We start from the raw sequence: 15,461 nt of genomic DNA, 5'->3' as shown, positions 1-15,461 counted from the left end.
GCTATGCATCAATCAGATCGCGGTCGATATCGCTTGCATGGTTCTGGATGAAATTGAAGCGGTGTTCGGGATTGCGGCCCATCAGCTCGTCCACCAGCCTTTTCACTGCAGCACGGTCCTCAAACTCTTGCGGCAGAGTGATGCGAATAAGGCTGCGCGTGTCCGGGTTCATCGTCGTTTCGCGCAATTGCTGCGGGTTCATTTCGCCGAGGCCCTTAAAGCGGGCTACTTCAACCTTCTTGCCTTTGAACACGCTCTCTTCAAGCTCCGCGCGGTGCGCATCATCGCGGGCATAGCGGCTCTCTTTGCCAGCCGTGAGTTTGTAGAGCGGCGGCTGCGCCAGATAGAGATGACCCTGACGGACAAGCTCCGGCATCTCCTGGAAGAAGAATGTCATCAGTAGCGTCGCGATATGCGCGCCATCGACGTCAGCATCGGTCATGATGATGATGCGGTCATAGCGCAGATTGCTTGGATCGCAGTCTTTGCGCGTCCCGCAACCCATGGCGAGCGTCAGATCAGCGATTTCGGAGTTTGCACGTATCTTGTCAGCCGTCGCGGACGCAACGTTAAGGATCTTCCCGCGGATCGGAAGGATGGCCTGCGTCTTGCGGTTACGCGCTTGCTTGGCGCTACCGCCTGCTGAATCGCCTTCGACGATAAACAGTTCCGTCTCGCCATCGCCTTCGCCAGAGCAATCGGTGAGTTTGCCGGGTAGACGCAGCTTCTTGGCATTGGTCGCGCTCTTGCGCTTGATCTCGCGTTCCTGCTTGCGCTTCAGACGCTCTTCCATGCGCTCCATGACTTGACCGAGCAGCGCCTTGCCGCGCTCCATATTGTCAGTGAGGAACAGATCGAAGCTGTCGCGCACGGCGTTCTCAACCAGACGCGTGGCTTCTGGAGAAGTCAGACGGTCCTTGGTCTGCGACTGGAACTGCGGATCGCGGATGAAGACCGAAAGCATCACTTCGCCGCCGGTCATGACATCATCGGCTGTAATATCCTTGGCCTTCTTGGTTTGTGTCAGCTCGCCAAATGCGCGCAGACCCTTGGTGAGCGCCGCGCGCAGACCTTGCTCATGCGTTCCGCCATCGGGTGTTGGGACCGTGTTGCAATACCAGCTGGTCGAGCCGTCGGAATATAGCGGCCACGCAACCGCCCATTCGACGCGGCCTTTTTCTTCCGGAAATTCCGCGTTGCCAGTAAACGGCTGCGCGGTGACGCATTCGCGTGCGCCGATTTGTTCAGCCAGATGGTCTGCAAGGCCTCCCGGAAACTTGAAAACGGCTTCCGCAGGCACGTCTTCGCTTGCCAGGCTGTCCGCGCATTTCCAGCGGATCTCAACCCCTGCGAAGAGGTATGACTTGGAGCGCGCCAGTTTGAACAGACGATGCGGCTTGAACTGGCGGTCGCCGAAGATTTCCTCGTCTGGCGTAAACGTAACCGTAGTACCGCGCCGGTTAGGCGTTGGCCCGAGCTCTTCGATCTTGCCGAGGGTCTGACCCTTCGCAAATTCCTGCGCGTAAAGCTGACGGTCGCGAGCGACTTCAACGCGAGTGTGGCTCGACAGCGCGTTGACGACCGAGACACCAACCCCGTGCAGACCGCCAGATGTCGCATAGGCTTTCCCAGAGAACTTTCCGCCCGAGTGAAGCGTCGAAAGGATCACTTCCAGCGTGGATTTGCCGGGGAACTTGGGATGCTCGTCGACGGGAATGCCGCGTCCATTGTCACTGATTGAAAGGCGATTGCCTTCCTCCAAACGCACTTCAATCCGGCTCGCATGGCCCGCGACGGCTTCGTCCATCGCGTTGTCGAGAACTTCGGCCGCAAGATGATGCAACGCGCGGTCGTCCGTACCGCCGATATACATGCCGGGTCGGCGGCGGACAGGCTCAAGGCCCTCCAAGACTTCAATCGAGGAAGCATCATAGTCGCCGCTCGAGGCAGGCGTTCCAGCAAACAGATCGTCAGACATATGTGTCCAATATCGCCGTAAGCCGAACGCTTACAAGATAGGGATTACGCTATCCCCATCTGCGTTTGCATCGCTCGGCAGTGGGCGAAGGTTTCAGTCGTCAAAGCGCGATGGAGCAGCATCAACCACCGCGACACCATTGGCCTGGATCTGGCGGACTTCCATTGAGCGCTCCACCACGCCATTGCGGCGGAAACGGAAGGGACCGTCAAGGCCGAGGAACCCGCCCGAATCACGCAGCTGCGAGACTGGGAAATCCCGTCCAACGCGCCAATCGCGCGCGACTCTCAACATCAGCAGCACTGCGTCGTAACCGAGCGTGCTGATCCGGTAAGGGTTGTCGCCAAAGCGGCTCTTATAGCTGTCAGCAAAGCGCTGATAGCGAGCATCGGAAACAGCCGAGAACAGCGCGCCGTTCATCGAACTGGAAAGGTTGAGCGCATCAACGCCGCTCCACAGTTCTGTGCCGATCAAACGAAGATCGCGTGTCTCGTCATTTCGCAAAGCCAGTGCAGCCTGGACGGAAAGCCGCGCGCCGTCTGCTACCAACACAGTATCAAAACCACCTTCGCTTGAGAGCCTTCTGGCGGCAGCGCTAATATTGGCATTGCCGCGATCATAACGCTGGGTCGCGACCAGCGAGCCGCCATAATTACGCAGAGAATTCTTCAACGCGCTGAACGCCCTGTCGCCATAATTCCCCGTCGGCAGGAGCGCCGCGAATTGTGTCGCTCCTTGCCTGCGCGCATAGGCTATAGATCGCGCGACCGATTGCTCTGGAATGTGCCCCATAACGAACGCGTTGACCGCGGCTGCGCCTGTATCATTCGAGAATGAAATGAGCGGCACGTCCGCAGGACGAGCTTCTGCCAGAACTGCTCCGACATTGTCGGACATGAGCGGGCCAAGGATCAGCTTGTTGCCGTCCGCAATCGCTTTGCGCGCTGCATCGCGCGGGCCGCGCGAGGTGTCGTACGTCGTGATGCGCAGATTGTCCGCGCTGGTGTCGAGCAGAGCCATTGTCGTCGCATTGGCAATGGACTGACCCACATCACCATTGTTGCCCGCAAGCGGCACGAGCAGCGCAATACGGTGACGTGTTTCATCTGTCGGCAGAGCGTCTGCAGTCGGCTCCGGAGTAGGCTCATCAACAGGGCCGGTTGTGTCTGGTCCGGTCTTTGGAACAACCTGACAGCCAGCCAGCACAACCGCCAGACCTGCCGCAACCCAAGTGCGGCTCTTGAAAAGAAAATGCTTCATACTTGCCGACTAACCCTCACTCGACCAATAGTGCCACGTGTGAGCAGCACCTCTCCCGAACCCGCGACTAACGAGTCTCTTCCTTCAGGCCTGTATATAGTCGCCACGCCTATTGGCAATCTCAGCGATATAACGCTCCGTGCGATAGACGTGCTGAGCTGGTGCGACCGGATTGCGTGTGAAGATACGCGCGTAACCGGCAAGCTTTTAAAGCATTTAGGCATTTCAAAGCCGCTTATGCGTTACGACGATCATGCGAGTGATGGAACGCGCGACAGGTTGATCGAGCAAATGCAAAGCGAAGCGATTGCGCTCGTTAGCGATGCTGGAACGCCGCTTGTGTCCGATCCCGGATATGATCTGGTGCGAAAGGCGCGCGAAGCCGGAGCGGTGGTGACGACTATTCCCGGCGCATGCGCGGCTATCGCCGGGCTGACACTGTCCGGCTTGCCCAATGATCGCTTCCTGTTTGCAGGTTTTTTGCCGGTGAAGGAAAAGGCGAGGGCAGAGGCGCTTGGTGAGCTTGCTGACACTCAAGCCACGCTGGTCTTCTATGAAAGTGGCCCGCGTCTCGTGAAATCGCTCAATGCCATTGCAGACGTCCTGCCGGGCCGCGAAGTTTCCGTCGCGCGCGAGATAACCAAGCTGCACGAGGAATGTCGGACGGGCAGCGCGGATGAACTCGCGGCGCATTACGAGGCGCATCCACCCAAGGGTGAGATCGTGCTTCTAGCGGGGCTGCCCCCTGCTTCGCAAGCGAGCGCAGAAGACGCGGATAAGATGCTGCGCGAAGCTCTTGCGTCGATGAAAACCTCGCAAGCCGCGGCTCAAGTCGCGAAAACAACGGGGCTCGATCGCAAAGCGCTCTATGCTCGCGCAATGGAACTCAAAGCAGAATGAAGCGCGCGCCTGTCACCCGCAAACGTGCAGAGCGGCGAGGGCGGCAAGGCGAGGATCGCGCCGCTGCATGGCTCACGCTTAAAGGCTGGCGCGTATTGGCTCGGCGGGTCAAAACACCCCTCGGTGAGATCGATCTCATCGCCAAGCGTGCCGGCGTCATCGCCTTCATCGAAGTCAAATGGCGCGCGAAGAAAGCGGACCTTGATACCGCCATTGACGAATATCGCCTGTCACGCGTCGCAGCCGCCGTCGAATGCGTCGCGCACGAATATGCGGGGCCAGGCGAAGATATAAGAATCGACGTGATCCTGCTTGCACCGGCGAGCTTGCCACGCCACATCGTCAACGCCTGGCAACCATAAGAGAACCCGCATGAGCCTTCGCGTAGCCGTCCAGATGGACCCGATTGAAAGCGTCAATATCAAAGGCGACAGCTCGTTCGCCTTGATGGAAGCAGCTCAAGCGCGCGGGCATCAGATCTTCGAATATCACGTGGAAAGCCTGACGCTCGACGCGGATGACCGGCTTTACGCGGAATGCTATCCGGTGACGGTGCAGCGCGTCGAAGGCGATCACTTCACCAAGGGCGAGGCGCAAAGGCTCGACCTTGGTAAAGACATCGACGTCATCCTCATGCGGCAGGACCCGCCATTCCACATGGGCTATATCACCGCGACACATATGCTGGAGCGGATCGCGGATGAGACGCTGGTGGTGAACGATCCCGTCAGCGTCCGCAATTCGCCGGAAAAGGTGATGGTATTGAACTATCGTGAGTTCATGCCACCGACGCTTGTGACACGCTCAGTCGATGAAGTGCGCCGTTTTATGTCGGAGCACGGCGCGGTTGTTGTCAAGCCAATCCACGGCAATGGCGGAAAGGCTATCTTCCGTGTGCCTGCCGATGGCGACAATCTGTCCGCGCTGTTCGAAGTGTTCAACCAGACCTGGCCCGAGCCGCATATGGTTCAGCCTTTCCTTCCCGAAGTGGCGGAAGGAGACAAACGGATCGTGCTGGTCGATGGTGAAGTCGCTGGCGCGATCAACCGCAAGCCGGGCGAGGGCGAGTTCCGCTCAAACCTCGCTATGGGCGGCAGCGCTGAAAAGACTGAGCTGACGGCGCGCGAACAGGAAATCTGCGCCGCGATGGGACCGGAGCTGAAACGGCTCGGCCTGACTTTCGTGGGTATCGACGTGATCGGCGGGAAATACCTGACCGAGATCAATGTGACCTCGCCGACTGGGATCGTGGCGATCTCGAACTTCGATGATTCAGATGTCGCTGGAATGATCTGGGACGCGATTGAGGGACGGGTGCTGTCTTAATCGATTGACAATCTGAAGGCAGGCCTGTCTGTCTGCTCTTTGACAAGCAGGTGGGGGCTAGCAGGGTATGATCGGAGGCGCGCGCGGGCCGCAATGGGGCTCGCGACTTGGCTTTTTAATGGCCGCAATTGGTTCTGCCGTCGGGCTTGGGAACCTGTGGAGATTTCCTTTTCAGGCTGGCGAGAATGGTGGCGGCGCATTTGTGCTGATCTACATCCTTTGCGTGTTCCTGATTGGTTATCCCGTGCTGGTCGCGGAATTGGCGATTGGCCGACATAAGGGGCGTTCAGCGAACGGAACTGCGCCGGACCTGCCAGTCGACAAAGGTCGAGCGCCCAATTGGCAAATTACAGGCTGGTTCGGGCTTGTGGCGGCAGTGATGATACTGCCCAGCTACTCGATGATCTCTGGCCAGATCATGGCGTATTCTGCGATGAGCTTCATCGGCGACCTGGGCGGTAAGGGTACGTCCTCGCTCTATGACGGTACGCTCGCGCCAATGCTGTGGTTCACTGTCTTCGTAGCGATAACTACGGCAATTGTGCTGCGCGGCTTGAACAAAGGCATTGAAGCCGCATCGGTGTTCTTGATGCCGATGTTCTTCCTTCTGCTGGTGAGCCTCGCCGCGTTCGCATTGTTCAGTGGCGCGGCGAGTGAAGCGCTGACATATCTGTTCACGCCGCGCTTCGATGAAATTACCCCGGACGTCGTGCTGGCCGCCCTCGGTCAGGCGCTCTTCTCGCTCGGCTTGGGTGCTGCCCTCATGATTACGTTCGGATTGTTTCTTCCCAATGATGAAAACATCACTTCGAACGCTACTGTCATCGCTGGAGCAGACACACTTGTTGCGCTTGTCGCGGGGTTGATGATTTTTCCCATTGTGTTCGCTTTCGGGATGAACCCGGCAGCTGGAATGGGGCTCATCTTCGAGACCCTGCCGCAATTCTTCGCCGGCATGCCGTTTGGCAATTTGATCGGCGGGGCATTCTTTTTTCTTGCCTTCATAGCAGCGCTGACTTCGTCGATTGCCATCCTCATGGTCTCACGGACTGTCGGTGTCGAACAGTTTGGTCTGAGTGAGCGTAACGCCACGCTGCTGTTCGGGCTGCTCGCATGGGGCGGAGGCTTCGGGCTTATTTTGATCGATGAGCTTGGCAGCTGGCTCGATTGGATAGTCGGGAGCGTGGTATTGCCGATAGGCGCTCTGACCGCTGCACTGCTCGCAGGATGGGTCGCGCCACGATCGTTGATGCGAGAGGAACTGGCGCAAACGAGCGATTGGTTGTTTGCCCTTTGGCGAGGCTTGATCCGATATGTCATTCCGCTGGCAATAGTTGCGATCTTCGTGACTGGCCTGTCACGGTGAGTGGTCATAAAGTCGATTGCGCAACTGGCAGTCGGCAGTTTACGATCTTCGCCTGGTTTTCTGCCGCTAACCTTTCTTCGCTCTTGGATGCGCGTCGCGGTAGTTTTCGAGCATCGTAGCCGCATCAACCTGCGTGTAAATCTGCGTTGAACCCAGCGAGGCATGGCCGAGCAGCTCTTGCAGGCTCCGCAAATCCACGCCCGCGCCGAGCAAGTGCGTCGCGAAGCTATGCCGTAAAGCATGCGGTGTCGCGGTGTCAGGTAACCCCAGCGCTTTGCGCGCTTTCGCCATGGATTTCTGGACCATGTTCTGGCTGAGCGGACCGCCTCTGGCTCCGCGGAACAGCGCTTCGTCAGCAGGCAGGGGCCATGGGCATTTGACGGTGTAGCGTGCGACCGCCTCCGCGCAGATCGGCAGGATCGGAACGAGCCGCTGCTTGTTTCCCTTGCCGGTCACTTGCAGGACCTCGCCCAGCGGCGCATCGCGGCCTTTCAACGACAGCGCCTCGGCAATCCGCAGCCCCGAGCCATAGAGCAGCAGCAGAACTGCGCGGTCTCTTGCGCCGATCCAGTCCTCGGAAGCGGATCCTTTGACAAGCTGTGCGACATTGCTTGCTTCATCGGGTGTGAGAGGGCGGGGGAGACCCTTTTTAAGGCGCGGTCCGCGCACGCGCGGCGCAGCCGGATCGATCTCGCCCGACTGCTCGCGCGCGAATGCGATGAAAGCCTTCAATGCGGACAGCTCGCGCGTGGCGCTGGCATTGCCGATGCCTTCCGCGCGGCGTTTCGCAAGCTGGGCGCGCAAGTCCCGCGCGTCGAGCTTCGCAATGCTGTGCCAGTTTTCCACGCCGCGCGCCTGCAGCAAGCGGTTGGCGGTCGCGACATAGGCGCGCACCGTATGCGGGCTTCGCCTGCGCGATTGGCTGAGATGCTGGCCCCAGGCTTCGAGCAGATCGGCTTTGGTCGTTGCAGCACTCATGCGGACACCAGATCATCGCTGACAAGCTCGGCGAGCAAGCCATCAAGCAACGGTCTGCCTGCCGGAGTCACGCCAAGCCTGCCGCTATCCTGCCAGATCAGGCCGAGGCTTTGGTGGAGTTCGACCTTGGTGAGATCGAGGAGCTGATTGCGCGGGATGGAGAAGCGCTTTTCGAGGCGTTGCAGTTGCATCCCTTCAACTAGCCGCAATCCCATAAGGATCGCTTCAGAAGCTTGCTCCATCTCCGGGAGATCTCGATGTATCTTGGTGCCATCTCCATGTGTCTCGACCGCCTGCAAATAGGCCTCGGGACGTTTGTGGCGTTCGGTGGCTTGAGCCCTGCGGCGACCATGTGCGCCAGGGCCGATCCCGCAATAATCCTCGTAGCGCCAATAGGTTAGGTTGTGGCGGCTTTCCTCGCCGGGACGCGCGTGGTTGGAGGTTTCATAGGCTGGTAGGCCGGCATTTTCCGTCAGCTCTTGCGTTACCGCGAACAGCTCAGCTGCCGGATCATCGTCCAAAGGCGTTATGTTTCCAAGCCTTACTTCGGTCTGGAAGCGCGTGCCGGGCTCGATGGTAAGCTGATAGAGCGACAAATGCGATGTGCCGTAGGAAAGCGCTTGAGTAAGTTCAGCGCGCCATTGCTCTTCGGTTTGTCCGGGCCTTGCGTAGATCAGGTCAAAGCTCACCCGATCGAAGATTTGCTGTGCTGTTTCAAGCGCTTGGAGCGCTTCGTTCACATCGTGCAAACGCCCCAGAAACCGCAGCGCGTCGCTTCTGAGAGACTGTACCCCGAGCGACACCCGGTTCACTCCTGCGCTCGCCAACCCGGCAAAATTTGACGCTTCTACCGAAGACGGATTCGCCTCCAGCGTGATTTCAATACCTTGGCTAAACCCCCATAAACGTTCAGCTTCTTCGAGGAGAGCCGCGACAAGCGACGGCGGCATGAGCGACGGCGTGCCTCCGCCAAAGAACACCGACGTCAGCGCTTCACCACCCGCAAGCTCCGCTTCGTGCCGCATGTCGGATATCAGCGCTTGCTTCCAGCGATCGAAGTCCACCGTATCGCGAACATGACTGTTGAAGTCGCAATAAGGGCATTTCTTCGCGCAGAAGGGCCAGTGAATGTAGAGAGCGCGTGCCACGCCGTAGTGTATTTCAGCCTTTGTTAAGCGCTTCAAGTCCAGTCTTGCGCGCATGAAAAAGGGTCGAATTCTCGCAGCCTTGGCTGCCTTTGCCGGATTGTCGCTTGCCGCCACTGCGGGCTTGCATGCCGAGCGTCCACAAAACCGCTTTGCCGCTGAGTTGCTTGATGCTCATAATCAGGAGCGCGCGGAGTTTGGTGCGCCAAAACTCAAATGGAGTCAGAAGCTTGCCCGCGATGCGCAAAGTTGGGCTGAGAGACTCGCGCGCGAAGGCCGGATGCGCCATGCGAGCAATGACGAGCGCGGTGGTGCCGGCGAAAATCTCTGGATGGGCAGCGCTGGAGCCTATTCCGCGACGTTCATGATCCGCGCGTTTGCCGACGAGAAGCGATATTTCCGACCGGGTGAATTCCCCAATGTCTCACGCACAGGCAATTGGCGCGATGTCGGCCACTACACCCAGGTCGTATGGCGCGAAACGCAGGAAGTCGGGTGCGCGGTGGCTCGCAACAGCCGCGATGATTTCCTCGTTTGCCGCTATTGGCCCGCGGGCAATATTTACGGCCGCGAGGTCCGCTAACCGCCGAATTGTTCAGCGACGAGCTTGGCAAACGCGTCCGCCCGGTGGCTGATCGCGTGCTTCGCTTCGGGTTCTATTTCCGCAAAGGTTAAGTCAGAACCTGTAGGCACGAATACGGGATCATAGCCAAAGCCCATAGTTCCGCGCGGCGGCCAGCTCAAGGAGCCTGCGCACTTGCCTTCGTACACCGCATATTCGCCATCGGGCCATGCTATCGCGAGCACGCAATGGAAGGCGGCTGAGCGATCAACGTCAGGGCCGAGCTCTTGCAGCATCCCCTCGACTTTACCCATCGCCATATACCAGTCGCGACCGGGATCGCCTTCGAACCACTGCCGCTCTGCCCAGTCTGCGGTATAGACGCCGGGACGTCCATTGAGCGCATCAGCGGACAGCCCGCTGTCATCGGCTAGCGCAACAATGCCCGATGCTTCTGCTGCAGCGCGCGCCTTGATCAGCGCATTCTCAACAAAAGTTGTGCCAGTTTCAGGTGGTTCGGGCAGGCCAAGCGAACCAGCTGACAGGCACTTCATGCCATGCGGCTCAAGCAAGGCAGCGATCTCTTTCAATTTGCCCGCATTATGCGTGGCAATCACCAGAGAGCCGCTGCCAAGCCGTCTTGTCACTTCACCGCATCCCGCTGTGCTGCGAAAATCTGGTCGCAGCCAATCTTACCCAGGCGAAGCAAACGAAGCAGACCTTCCTCGTCATAGGTTGCACCTTCAGCTGTTGCCTGCACTTCCGCGATCTGGCCTCCTTCGATCAGGACAAAGTTGGCATCGGCTTCCGCGTTAGAGTCCTCGGGGTAATCGAGGTCCAGCACGGGTGTGCCTTCGAAAATACCGCAGCTGATCGCCGCAACTTGACCTGTGATAGGGTCTTCGGTGATTTCGCCTGCTTCCATGAGCTTGTTGACAGCAATCCGCAGTGCGATCCAAGCGCCCGAAATGGAAGCAGTGCGCGTACCGCCATCGGCCTGAATGACGTCGCAATCGAGCGTGATCTGCCGCTCTCCGAGCTTCTGCAGGTCGACCACGGCGCGCAGGGATCGTCCGATCAAGCGCTGAATTTCTTGTGTGCGACCCGACTGCTTACCGCGCGCGGCTTCACGAGAGGAACGCGTGTGCGTCGAACGCGGAAGCATGGAATATTCGCCGGTTACCCAGCCTTCGCCCTTGCCGCGCAGCCATGGGGGGATGCGTTCTTCGACGCTCGCCGTGCACAGCACTCGCGTGTCGCCGAAGCTTATGAGGCAAGAGCCTTCGGCGTGTTTGGTGAAGCTCGTTTCGATAGTGATGGCGCGCATTTCGTCAGGCGCGCGTCCGGAAGGTCGCATGAATTATCCTTAGTGTCCGACTCGATATGCCTTGCGTTAGGCGCATGAAGCTTGAGGCTGCAAGAGGACACGCTAGATAGGGGCCATGTCATCACCGCCGATCTCTGTATTGACTGACCGCGCGCGCGAAATCTTCCGCCTTGTGGTGGAGTGCTATATCGAGACCGGCCAGCCCGTCGGCTCCAAGACGCTTGCGAGTGATGGCGCTCTGAACCTTTCGTCTGCTTCGATCCGGTCGGTTTTGGCGGAGTTGGAGCAGGGTGGCTTGCTTGCAGCGCCGCATACAAGTGCAGGGCGGTTGCCAACTGAAACGGGATTGCGGTTGTTCGTGGATGGAATGATGCGGGTTGCCGAGCCCAACGCACAGGAACGCGCGCAGATCGAGAAGAGCCTGTCGGAAAGCGGACCGATTGAGCAAGCGCTGGAGAAGACAAGCTCTATGCTGTCTGATTTGACCGGCGCAGCGGGTATGGTGATGGTGCCGACACGCGAAGAGCGGCTTGCGCAGTTTTCAATGGTCCCGTTGGGGCAGGGCAGGGCGCTGGCGGTCCTCGTGAGCGAGGATGGCTCGGTTGAGAACCGTGTGGTCGAGATTGGAAGCGCAGCTGTGCCTTCGACACTTGAGCAGGCTTCCAACTACGTTACCTCTCGACTTGCTGGAAGAACGCTCGCCGAAGCGTCCGGTCTCATCGCGAAGGAGATCAAGGCCGGCCAGTCGCAGTTGGACAGCGCAAGCAGCGATCTGGTTGAACGCGGACTAGCCGTGTGGTCGGAGGATGCCGCCAAGCGGCCGGTATTGATCGTGCGCGGCCAGGCCAATCTGCTTGATGACGAAGCCATGACTGATATCGAGCGGGTCCGATCGCTGATCGATGATCTGGAAAACAAGCAGTCAGTTGCAGAGATTCTCGATAGCGCACGCGACGCTGAGGCGACCCGTATCTTCATCGGTAGTGAGAACCGCTTGTTCGCTTTGTCAGGCTCCTCGGTTATCGCGTCGCCCTATCGAGACCGCGAGGGAAGAGTGGTCGGTGTGCTGGGCGTAATTGGTCCCACGCGGTTGAATTACGCGCGGGTCGTCCCCATGGTGGATTTGACAGCCCGATCGTTGGGCAAGCTCATCGGATAGATGGACGGAATAGACTTCAATGAACGAGAATGAAAAACCGCAGGATGAAGCGGTCGCAGACGAGCTGAAGGGTGTGCCGGAGGAATTCCTCGATGATGGCACGGCGGAGGAAAGCGAAGGTGAGGGCGAGAATGAAGCGCTTGCTTCGCTGAAGGCTGATCTCGACGCGGCGAAACAGGAAGTGCTTTACGCGCAGGCTGAGACGCAAAATGTCCGCCGCCGTATGGAAAAGGACATTCAGGACGCGCGTGCATATGCTTCAACCGGCTTTGCGCGTGACGTGCTGAGTGTGTGGGACAATCTCTCACGCGCGGTCGAAGCCATTCCGGATAGCTTGCGCGAAGATGACAAGATGAAAGGTCTGGTCGTCGGCATCGAAGCCACTCAGCGTGAGCTGGAGAAAGTCTTCCAGCAGCATGGCATTACGCGCATTGCTGCCAAGGGTATGCCGCTTGATCCCAACCAGCATCAGGCCATGATTGAAGTTCCTTCTGCCGACGCTGAACCCGGTACTGTGGTTCAGGAAATGCAGAGTGGGTGGATGATCAAGGATCGTTTGCTGCGTCCTGCAATGGTGGGTGTGGCGAAAGCTCCAGAGTGAACCGGTCAGCATGATCATCCATGCTCGCATTGATCTGGCAGGCGTCGATCTGGAGAAGTTCGACGCCTATGAAGCTGCGGTGATCCCGTTGCTTGATCGGTATGGCATCATAATGGCTGAGCGGTTGCGCGCCGAGGACGGCTCTTGCGAAGTGCATGTCCTTGATGTGCCCGATATGGACGCTATGGAGCGCTTCCGCAGCGATGAAGATCGCGCCAGGGTTCAGCATCTTTGGGATGAGTCCGGTGCGACTGGGATCATCACGCACATGCAGCGTATTGATTAGAAACTGCTGATATTCCTTTATTTATGTGAATTGGACCGCTTTAGTCCGGTTTTCGGGAACAAGATATATCATATCACGTTCTCAGGGTCGGACGGGGATTTGAGAAGCGATTCACGGGAGCGCTCTCTCATCAATGGAGTAGTTTAATGAAAAAGGTTTGTTTGTCGGCAGTCGCAGCTTTGGCCGCAAGCGTATCCGCACCTGCTCTTGCGCAGGAAGATCGCACTGGTTCGATCCAGGCCAAGGTATTTGCAACGGCAGTGTTTGCCGATGCTGAGATTACTGATGTTGAGCTGGACGACTTTGGTCTGCCGGAAGGCACGCAGAGTGCAGCGAATGACAATGTCACGCCGACCATCGCGATCGAATACTTCGTCAGCAACAACTTCTCGCTGGAGACGATTGCTGGCGTGACACAGCACGATGTTGACGGCCTTGGCGGTCTCGACGGGGCAGAGCTGGTTTCTGACCTGCGCATCATTCCAGGCACAATCACAGCCAAGTATCACTTTGATCTCGGCGAAGGTTTCAAGCCTTATGTAGGAGCGGGGCCAGCTTACTTTATCATCTTCAACGATGACGCGGGTGCTGACGTGGCGGCACTGGGCGTCACGGACGTTGATCTCACCAATGAGTTCGGCATTGCGCTGCAGGCGGGTGCTGACATTGAACTCAATGAAGGTTTTGGCCTCTCCATCGATGCGAAGCGTTATTTCATCGACACCGATGCGCGCTTCTTCGTTGGCGACACGGAGATCATCCGCACCGAGCACAAGCTTGACCCATGGGTGATCAGCGCAGGCGCTTACTTTCGCTTCTGAGCCAGTAAGATTGCAGTTTTTGGCGGGGCGTCTCTCTTGAAGGGGCGCCCCGTTTGCGTATCAGAGCGCTAGAGCTCCATCACCATTTGCATGTTGCAGCGCTCATAGGGTGTCTCCCAAACCGCATCGCCGACAAGGTCCTGAAAGCCCTTCTTGCGATACAGATGCGTCGCAGCTTCCAACCGGTCATTGGTTTCGAGCCACAAGGCGTCGGCCATGTGATCCTTCGCATAGTCGATGAGCTGATCGAGAATGCGGCTTCCAATGCCCATGTGCTGGGCTGAAATGTCCGTCGACATTTTGACGATCTCGAACCATGACTTGCCATCCTTGGGCGCCAGCGCGGCGGGCATGACGGCACCCGTCCCTACGACCCAGCCGTTGGCTTCTGCGATGGCTATATAGCCGCCTTTGCCTAGGATCGCGGTTTGTGGATGCTCAAGCTGGAAACGATCCTTTTCTTCGATCTCGAATAGCGCATCGATCCACTGGCGGTTCAGCCCGGCAAAAGCGGCTGCGTCCCGCGGCTCAAACGGTCGTACAATATAATCAAGCTGCCCAGTCATTCCCTCTCCCCGAAGTCGACAAGTAGCTCAAAAGCCGCCTTGTCAGCAACTCCGGGAAGTTTCGCGCCTTTGCGCAATAGGAATGCATGTTCGACTATGCGAGCTTGCTGCTCAATCCCGTATTGCTCTAGCTTCCAGCCCGGTTTCAGGCTGTAGTCGTATCGCGCCCACGGCATGCGGTGTGTCACCAGATACCACGACCCACGGGTCTGCGTCTGCCAGACATGCACCATCTCATGAATGAAGTGTGCTTGGAGACTTAGGCTAGCCTTGCTGAAGTCCTCACAGTAATTGCGGCCAAGCGGATGAAAATGGATGTGCCCTCGGGGTGCCATGGTGACGTGGCGGGGCTGGAAAGGAAACCATTTGCGGCGACGGATCGTGACTCTGGAATAGTCGATCGCATTGCCAAAGATACTGCGGGCAAGTTCGATCTCGCCAGAAGTAAGTGGCCGCTCCCCGCCGGCAGGGCAAAAGGAAGCGACCGTATCAAATTGTGCGTTATCTGGCGCCTGCGTCAGCGTTCTTCCCCGGCGGCTCGCACTTCTGCTGCGAAGGTCTGTGTTGCGCCACCAGCAACTGTCAGCGTTACATCGACACTCCCGCCAGCTTCGATGCCTTCAGCAAGACCGAAAGCCATCACGTGCTTTTCGCCCGGCTTGAATTCGAGCTTGTCGCCTTTCGTAATGCCGATGGGCAGCGCTTCCATCATCTGCATCTTGCCTTCGAACTCCGCATATTCGTGGAGCATCGCGCTTTCTGCGCCGGCAACTTCAGCTTTTCGGATCGTCAGCGCACGATCGCCCTCGTAAGACAGATCGAAGTAAACTGCCGCCGGATTGCCCGCGACGGGTGGCAGGACCAACCTTGCGTTTTCAATTGTCATACCCGGTACGCCTTCGACCTCGGTGACTTCCTCAACCGGAGCCTCTGCGCCTCCGCAAGCAGCAAGCGAAAGAGCCAGCGCAGCAGCGCTAGCAGGTGCGATGAACAGCGACCGGAAATTATGAGCGATCTTCACGTATTTACTCCCCCAATGGAACAGCGTTGAAAACTAGAGCGCTCACGCCCTTGTGCCAAGCAAAACCGCACCTATATCCGCTTCACAATCGAGCCGCCGAGGGGTTTCGCCAGTAACGGGAAGCCAAGCGCGCGGCGTCCAACATGTAGACGGAATGGGGAAACC

18 protein-coding genes are annotated in these 15,461 nt (G+C 58.3%); 9 read left to right on the top strand and 9 right to left on the bottom strand.

What is annotated here, in order from left to right; all coding sequences use genetic code 11:
- Position 1: 1 nt before the first annotated feature.
- Together parE and HUO12_RS04010 are read right to left on the bottom strand one after the other, a co-directional pair.
- On the bottom strand, positions 2-1,978 hold the full coding sequence (gene parE / locus HUO12_RS04015) for a DNA topoisomerase IV subunit B (protein WP_176272376.1): 1,977 nt from the start codon (positions 1,976-1,978) through the stop codon (positions 2-4).
- 93 nt (positions 1,979-2,071) lie between these two features.
- Positions 2,072-3,238 (bottom strand): penicillin-binding protein activator, encoded by a 1,167-nt coding sequence (locus HUO12_RS04010; RefSeq protein ID WP_176272375.1) that lies wholly within the window; start codon positions 3,236-3,238, stop codon positions 2,072-2,074.
- On the opposite strand from HUO12_RS04010, the gene rsmI reads away from it, so the two are divergent.
- From rsmI to HUO12_RS03990, 4 genes are all read left to right on the top strand, one after another.
- Entirely contained in the window at positions 3,230-4,138 is a 909-nt protein-coding gene (gene rsmI, locus HUO12_RS04005) for a 16S rRNA (cytidine(1402)-2'-O)-methyltransferase (protein WP_176272374.1), read from the top strand. The two genes, HUO12_RS04010 and rsmI, sit on opposite strands and share 9 nt — an antisense overlap.
- On the top strand, positions 4,135-4,500 hold the full coding sequence (locus HUO12_RS04000) for a YraN family protein (protein ID WP_176272373.1): 366 nt from the start codon (positions 4,135-4,137) through the stop codon (positions 4,498-4,500). Before rsmI ends, HUO12_RS04000 begins: the two co-directional genes overlap by 4 nt.
- Before the next feature lie 10 nt (positions 4,501-4,510).
- Complete coding sequence (gshB, locus tag HUO12_RS03995; protein ID WP_176272372.1) at positions 4,511-5,464, top strand: glutathione synthase; 954 nt, start codon at positions 4,511-4,513, stop codon at positions 5,462-5,464.
- A gap of 118 nt (positions 5,465-5,582) precedes the next feature.
- The gene (locus HUO12_RS03990; protein ID WP_217905166.1) at positions 5,583-6,830 is read left to right on the top strand and encodes a sodium-dependent transporter; all 1,248 of its coding nucleotides are present in this window, start codon (positions 5,583-5,585) and stop codon (positions 6,828-6,830) included.
- Between the two features lie 66 nt (positions 6,831-6,896).
- On the opposite strand, the gene HUO12_RS03985 is transcribed toward HUO12_RS03990, so the two are convergent.
- Both HUO12_RS03985 and hemW read right to left on the bottom strand, forming a co-directional pair.
- On the bottom strand, positions 6,897-7,808 hold the full coding sequence (locus HUO12_RS03985; protein WP_176272370.1) for a tyrosine recombinase XerC: 912 nt from the start codon (positions 7,806-7,808) through the stop codon (positions 6,897-6,899).
- Positions 7,805-8,956 (bottom strand): radical SAM family heme chaperone HemW, encoded by a 1,152-nt coding sequence (gene hemW, locus HUO12_RS03980; RefSeq protein WP_176272369.1) that lies wholly within the window; start codon positions 8,954-8,956, stop codon positions 7,805-7,807. The genes HUO12_RS03985 and hemW overlap by 4 nt, the downstream gene beginning before the upstream one ends.
- Positions 8,957-9,008: 52 nt before the next feature.
- Between hemW and HUO12_RS03975 the strand changes: the two genes are divergently transcribed.
- Entirely contained in the window at positions 9,009-9,536 is a 528-nt protein-coding gene (locus tag HUO12_RS03975; RefSeq protein ID WP_176272368.1) for a CAP family protein, read from the top strand.
- On the opposite strand, the gene rdgB is transcribed toward HUO12_RS03975, so the two are convergent.
- The gene (gene rdgB, locus HUO12_RS03970) at positions 9,533-10,162 is read right to left on the bottom strand and encodes an RdgB/HAM1 family non-canonical purine NTP pyrophosphatase (protein WP_176272367.1); all 630 of its coding nucleotides are present in this window, start codon (positions 10,160-10,162) and stop codon (positions 9,533-9,535) included. The two genes, HUO12_RS03975 and rdgB, sit on opposite strands and share 4 nt — an antisense overlap.
- Positions 10,159-10,872 carry a ribonuclease PH gene (rph, locus tag HUO12_RS03965; RefSeq protein WP_176272366.1) on the bottom strand — a complete coding sequence of 238 codons (714 nt, stop codon included), beginning with the start codon at positions 10,870-10,872 and terminating at the stop codon, positions 10,159-10,161. The genes rdgB and rph overlap by 4 nt, the downstream gene beginning before the upstream one ends.
- An 85-nt stretch (positions 10,873-10,957) precedes the next feature.
- On the opposite strand from rph, the gene hrcA reads away from it, so the two are divergent.
- From hrcA to HUO12_RS03945, 4 genes are all read left to right on the top strand, one after another.
- Positions 10,958-12,001: a heat-inducible transcriptional repressor HrcA gene (gene hrcA / locus HUO12_RS03960; protein WP_176272365.1), complete on the top strand. Its 1,044-nt coding sequence runs from the start codon at positions 10,958-10,960 to the stop codon at positions 11,999-12,001.
- A 19-nt stretch (positions 12,002-12,020) separates the two neighbouring features.
- Positions 12,021-12,602: a nucleotide exchange factor GrpE gene (gene grpE, locus HUO12_RS03955; RefSeq protein ID WP_176272364.1), complete on the top strand. Its 582-nt coding sequence runs from the start codon at positions 12,021-12,023 to the stop codon at positions 12,600-12,602.
- Between the two features lie 10 nt (positions 12,603-12,612).
- Positions 12,613-12,888, top strand: coding sequence for a hypothetical protein (locus HUO12_RS03950; RefSeq protein ID WP_176272363.1), 276 nt, complete (start codon positions 12,613-12,615; stop codon positions 12,886-12,888).
- Between the two features lie 146 nt (positions 12,889-13,034).
- Positions 13,035-13,709 carry an OmpW/AlkL family protein gene (locus HUO12_RS03945; RefSeq protein ID WP_176272362.1) on the top strand — a complete coding sequence of 225 codons (675 nt, stop codon included), beginning with the start codon at positions 13,035-13,037 and terminating at the stop codon, positions 13,707-13,709.
- A 68-nt stretch (positions 13,710-13,777) separates the two neighbouring features.
- On the opposite strand, the gene HUO12_RS03940 is transcribed toward HUO12_RS03945, so the two are convergent.
- The 3 genes from HUO12_RS03940 to HUO12_RS03930 all read right to left on the bottom strand — a co-directional run bounded on the left by HUO12_RS03940 (position 13,778) and on the right by HUO12_RS03930 (position 15,296).
- Entirely contained in the window at positions 13,778-14,275 is a 498-nt protein-coding gene (locus tag HUO12_RS03940) for a GNAT family N-acetyltransferase (protein ID WP_176272361.1), read from the bottom strand.
- Positions 14,272-14,610, bottom strand: coding sequence for a hypothetical protein (locus HUO12_RS03935; protein ID WP_408609443.1), 339 nt, complete (start codon positions 14,608-14,610; stop codon positions 14,272-14,274). Before HUO12_RS03935 ends, HUO12_RS03940 begins: the two co-directional genes overlap by 4 nt.
- Positions 14,611-14,792: 182 nt before the next feature.
- The gene (locus HUO12_RS03930; RefSeq protein WP_332310366.1) at positions 14,793-15,296 is read right to left on the bottom strand and encodes a copper chaperone PCu(A)C; all 504 of its coding nucleotides are present in this window, start codon (positions 15,294-15,296) and stop codon (positions 14,793-14,795) included.
- Between the last annotated feature and the right edge of the window lie 165 nt (positions 15,297-15,461).

The organism is Altererythrobacter lutimaris, assembly GCF_013371495.1.
Lineage (GTDB): Bacteria > Pseudomonadota > Alphaproteobacteria > Sphingomonadales > Sphingomonadaceae > Erythrobacter > Erythrobacter lutimaris_A.
Note: the sequence above shows the minus strand (reverse complement) of the source record. Positions and strands in the feature narration are given on the sequence as shown.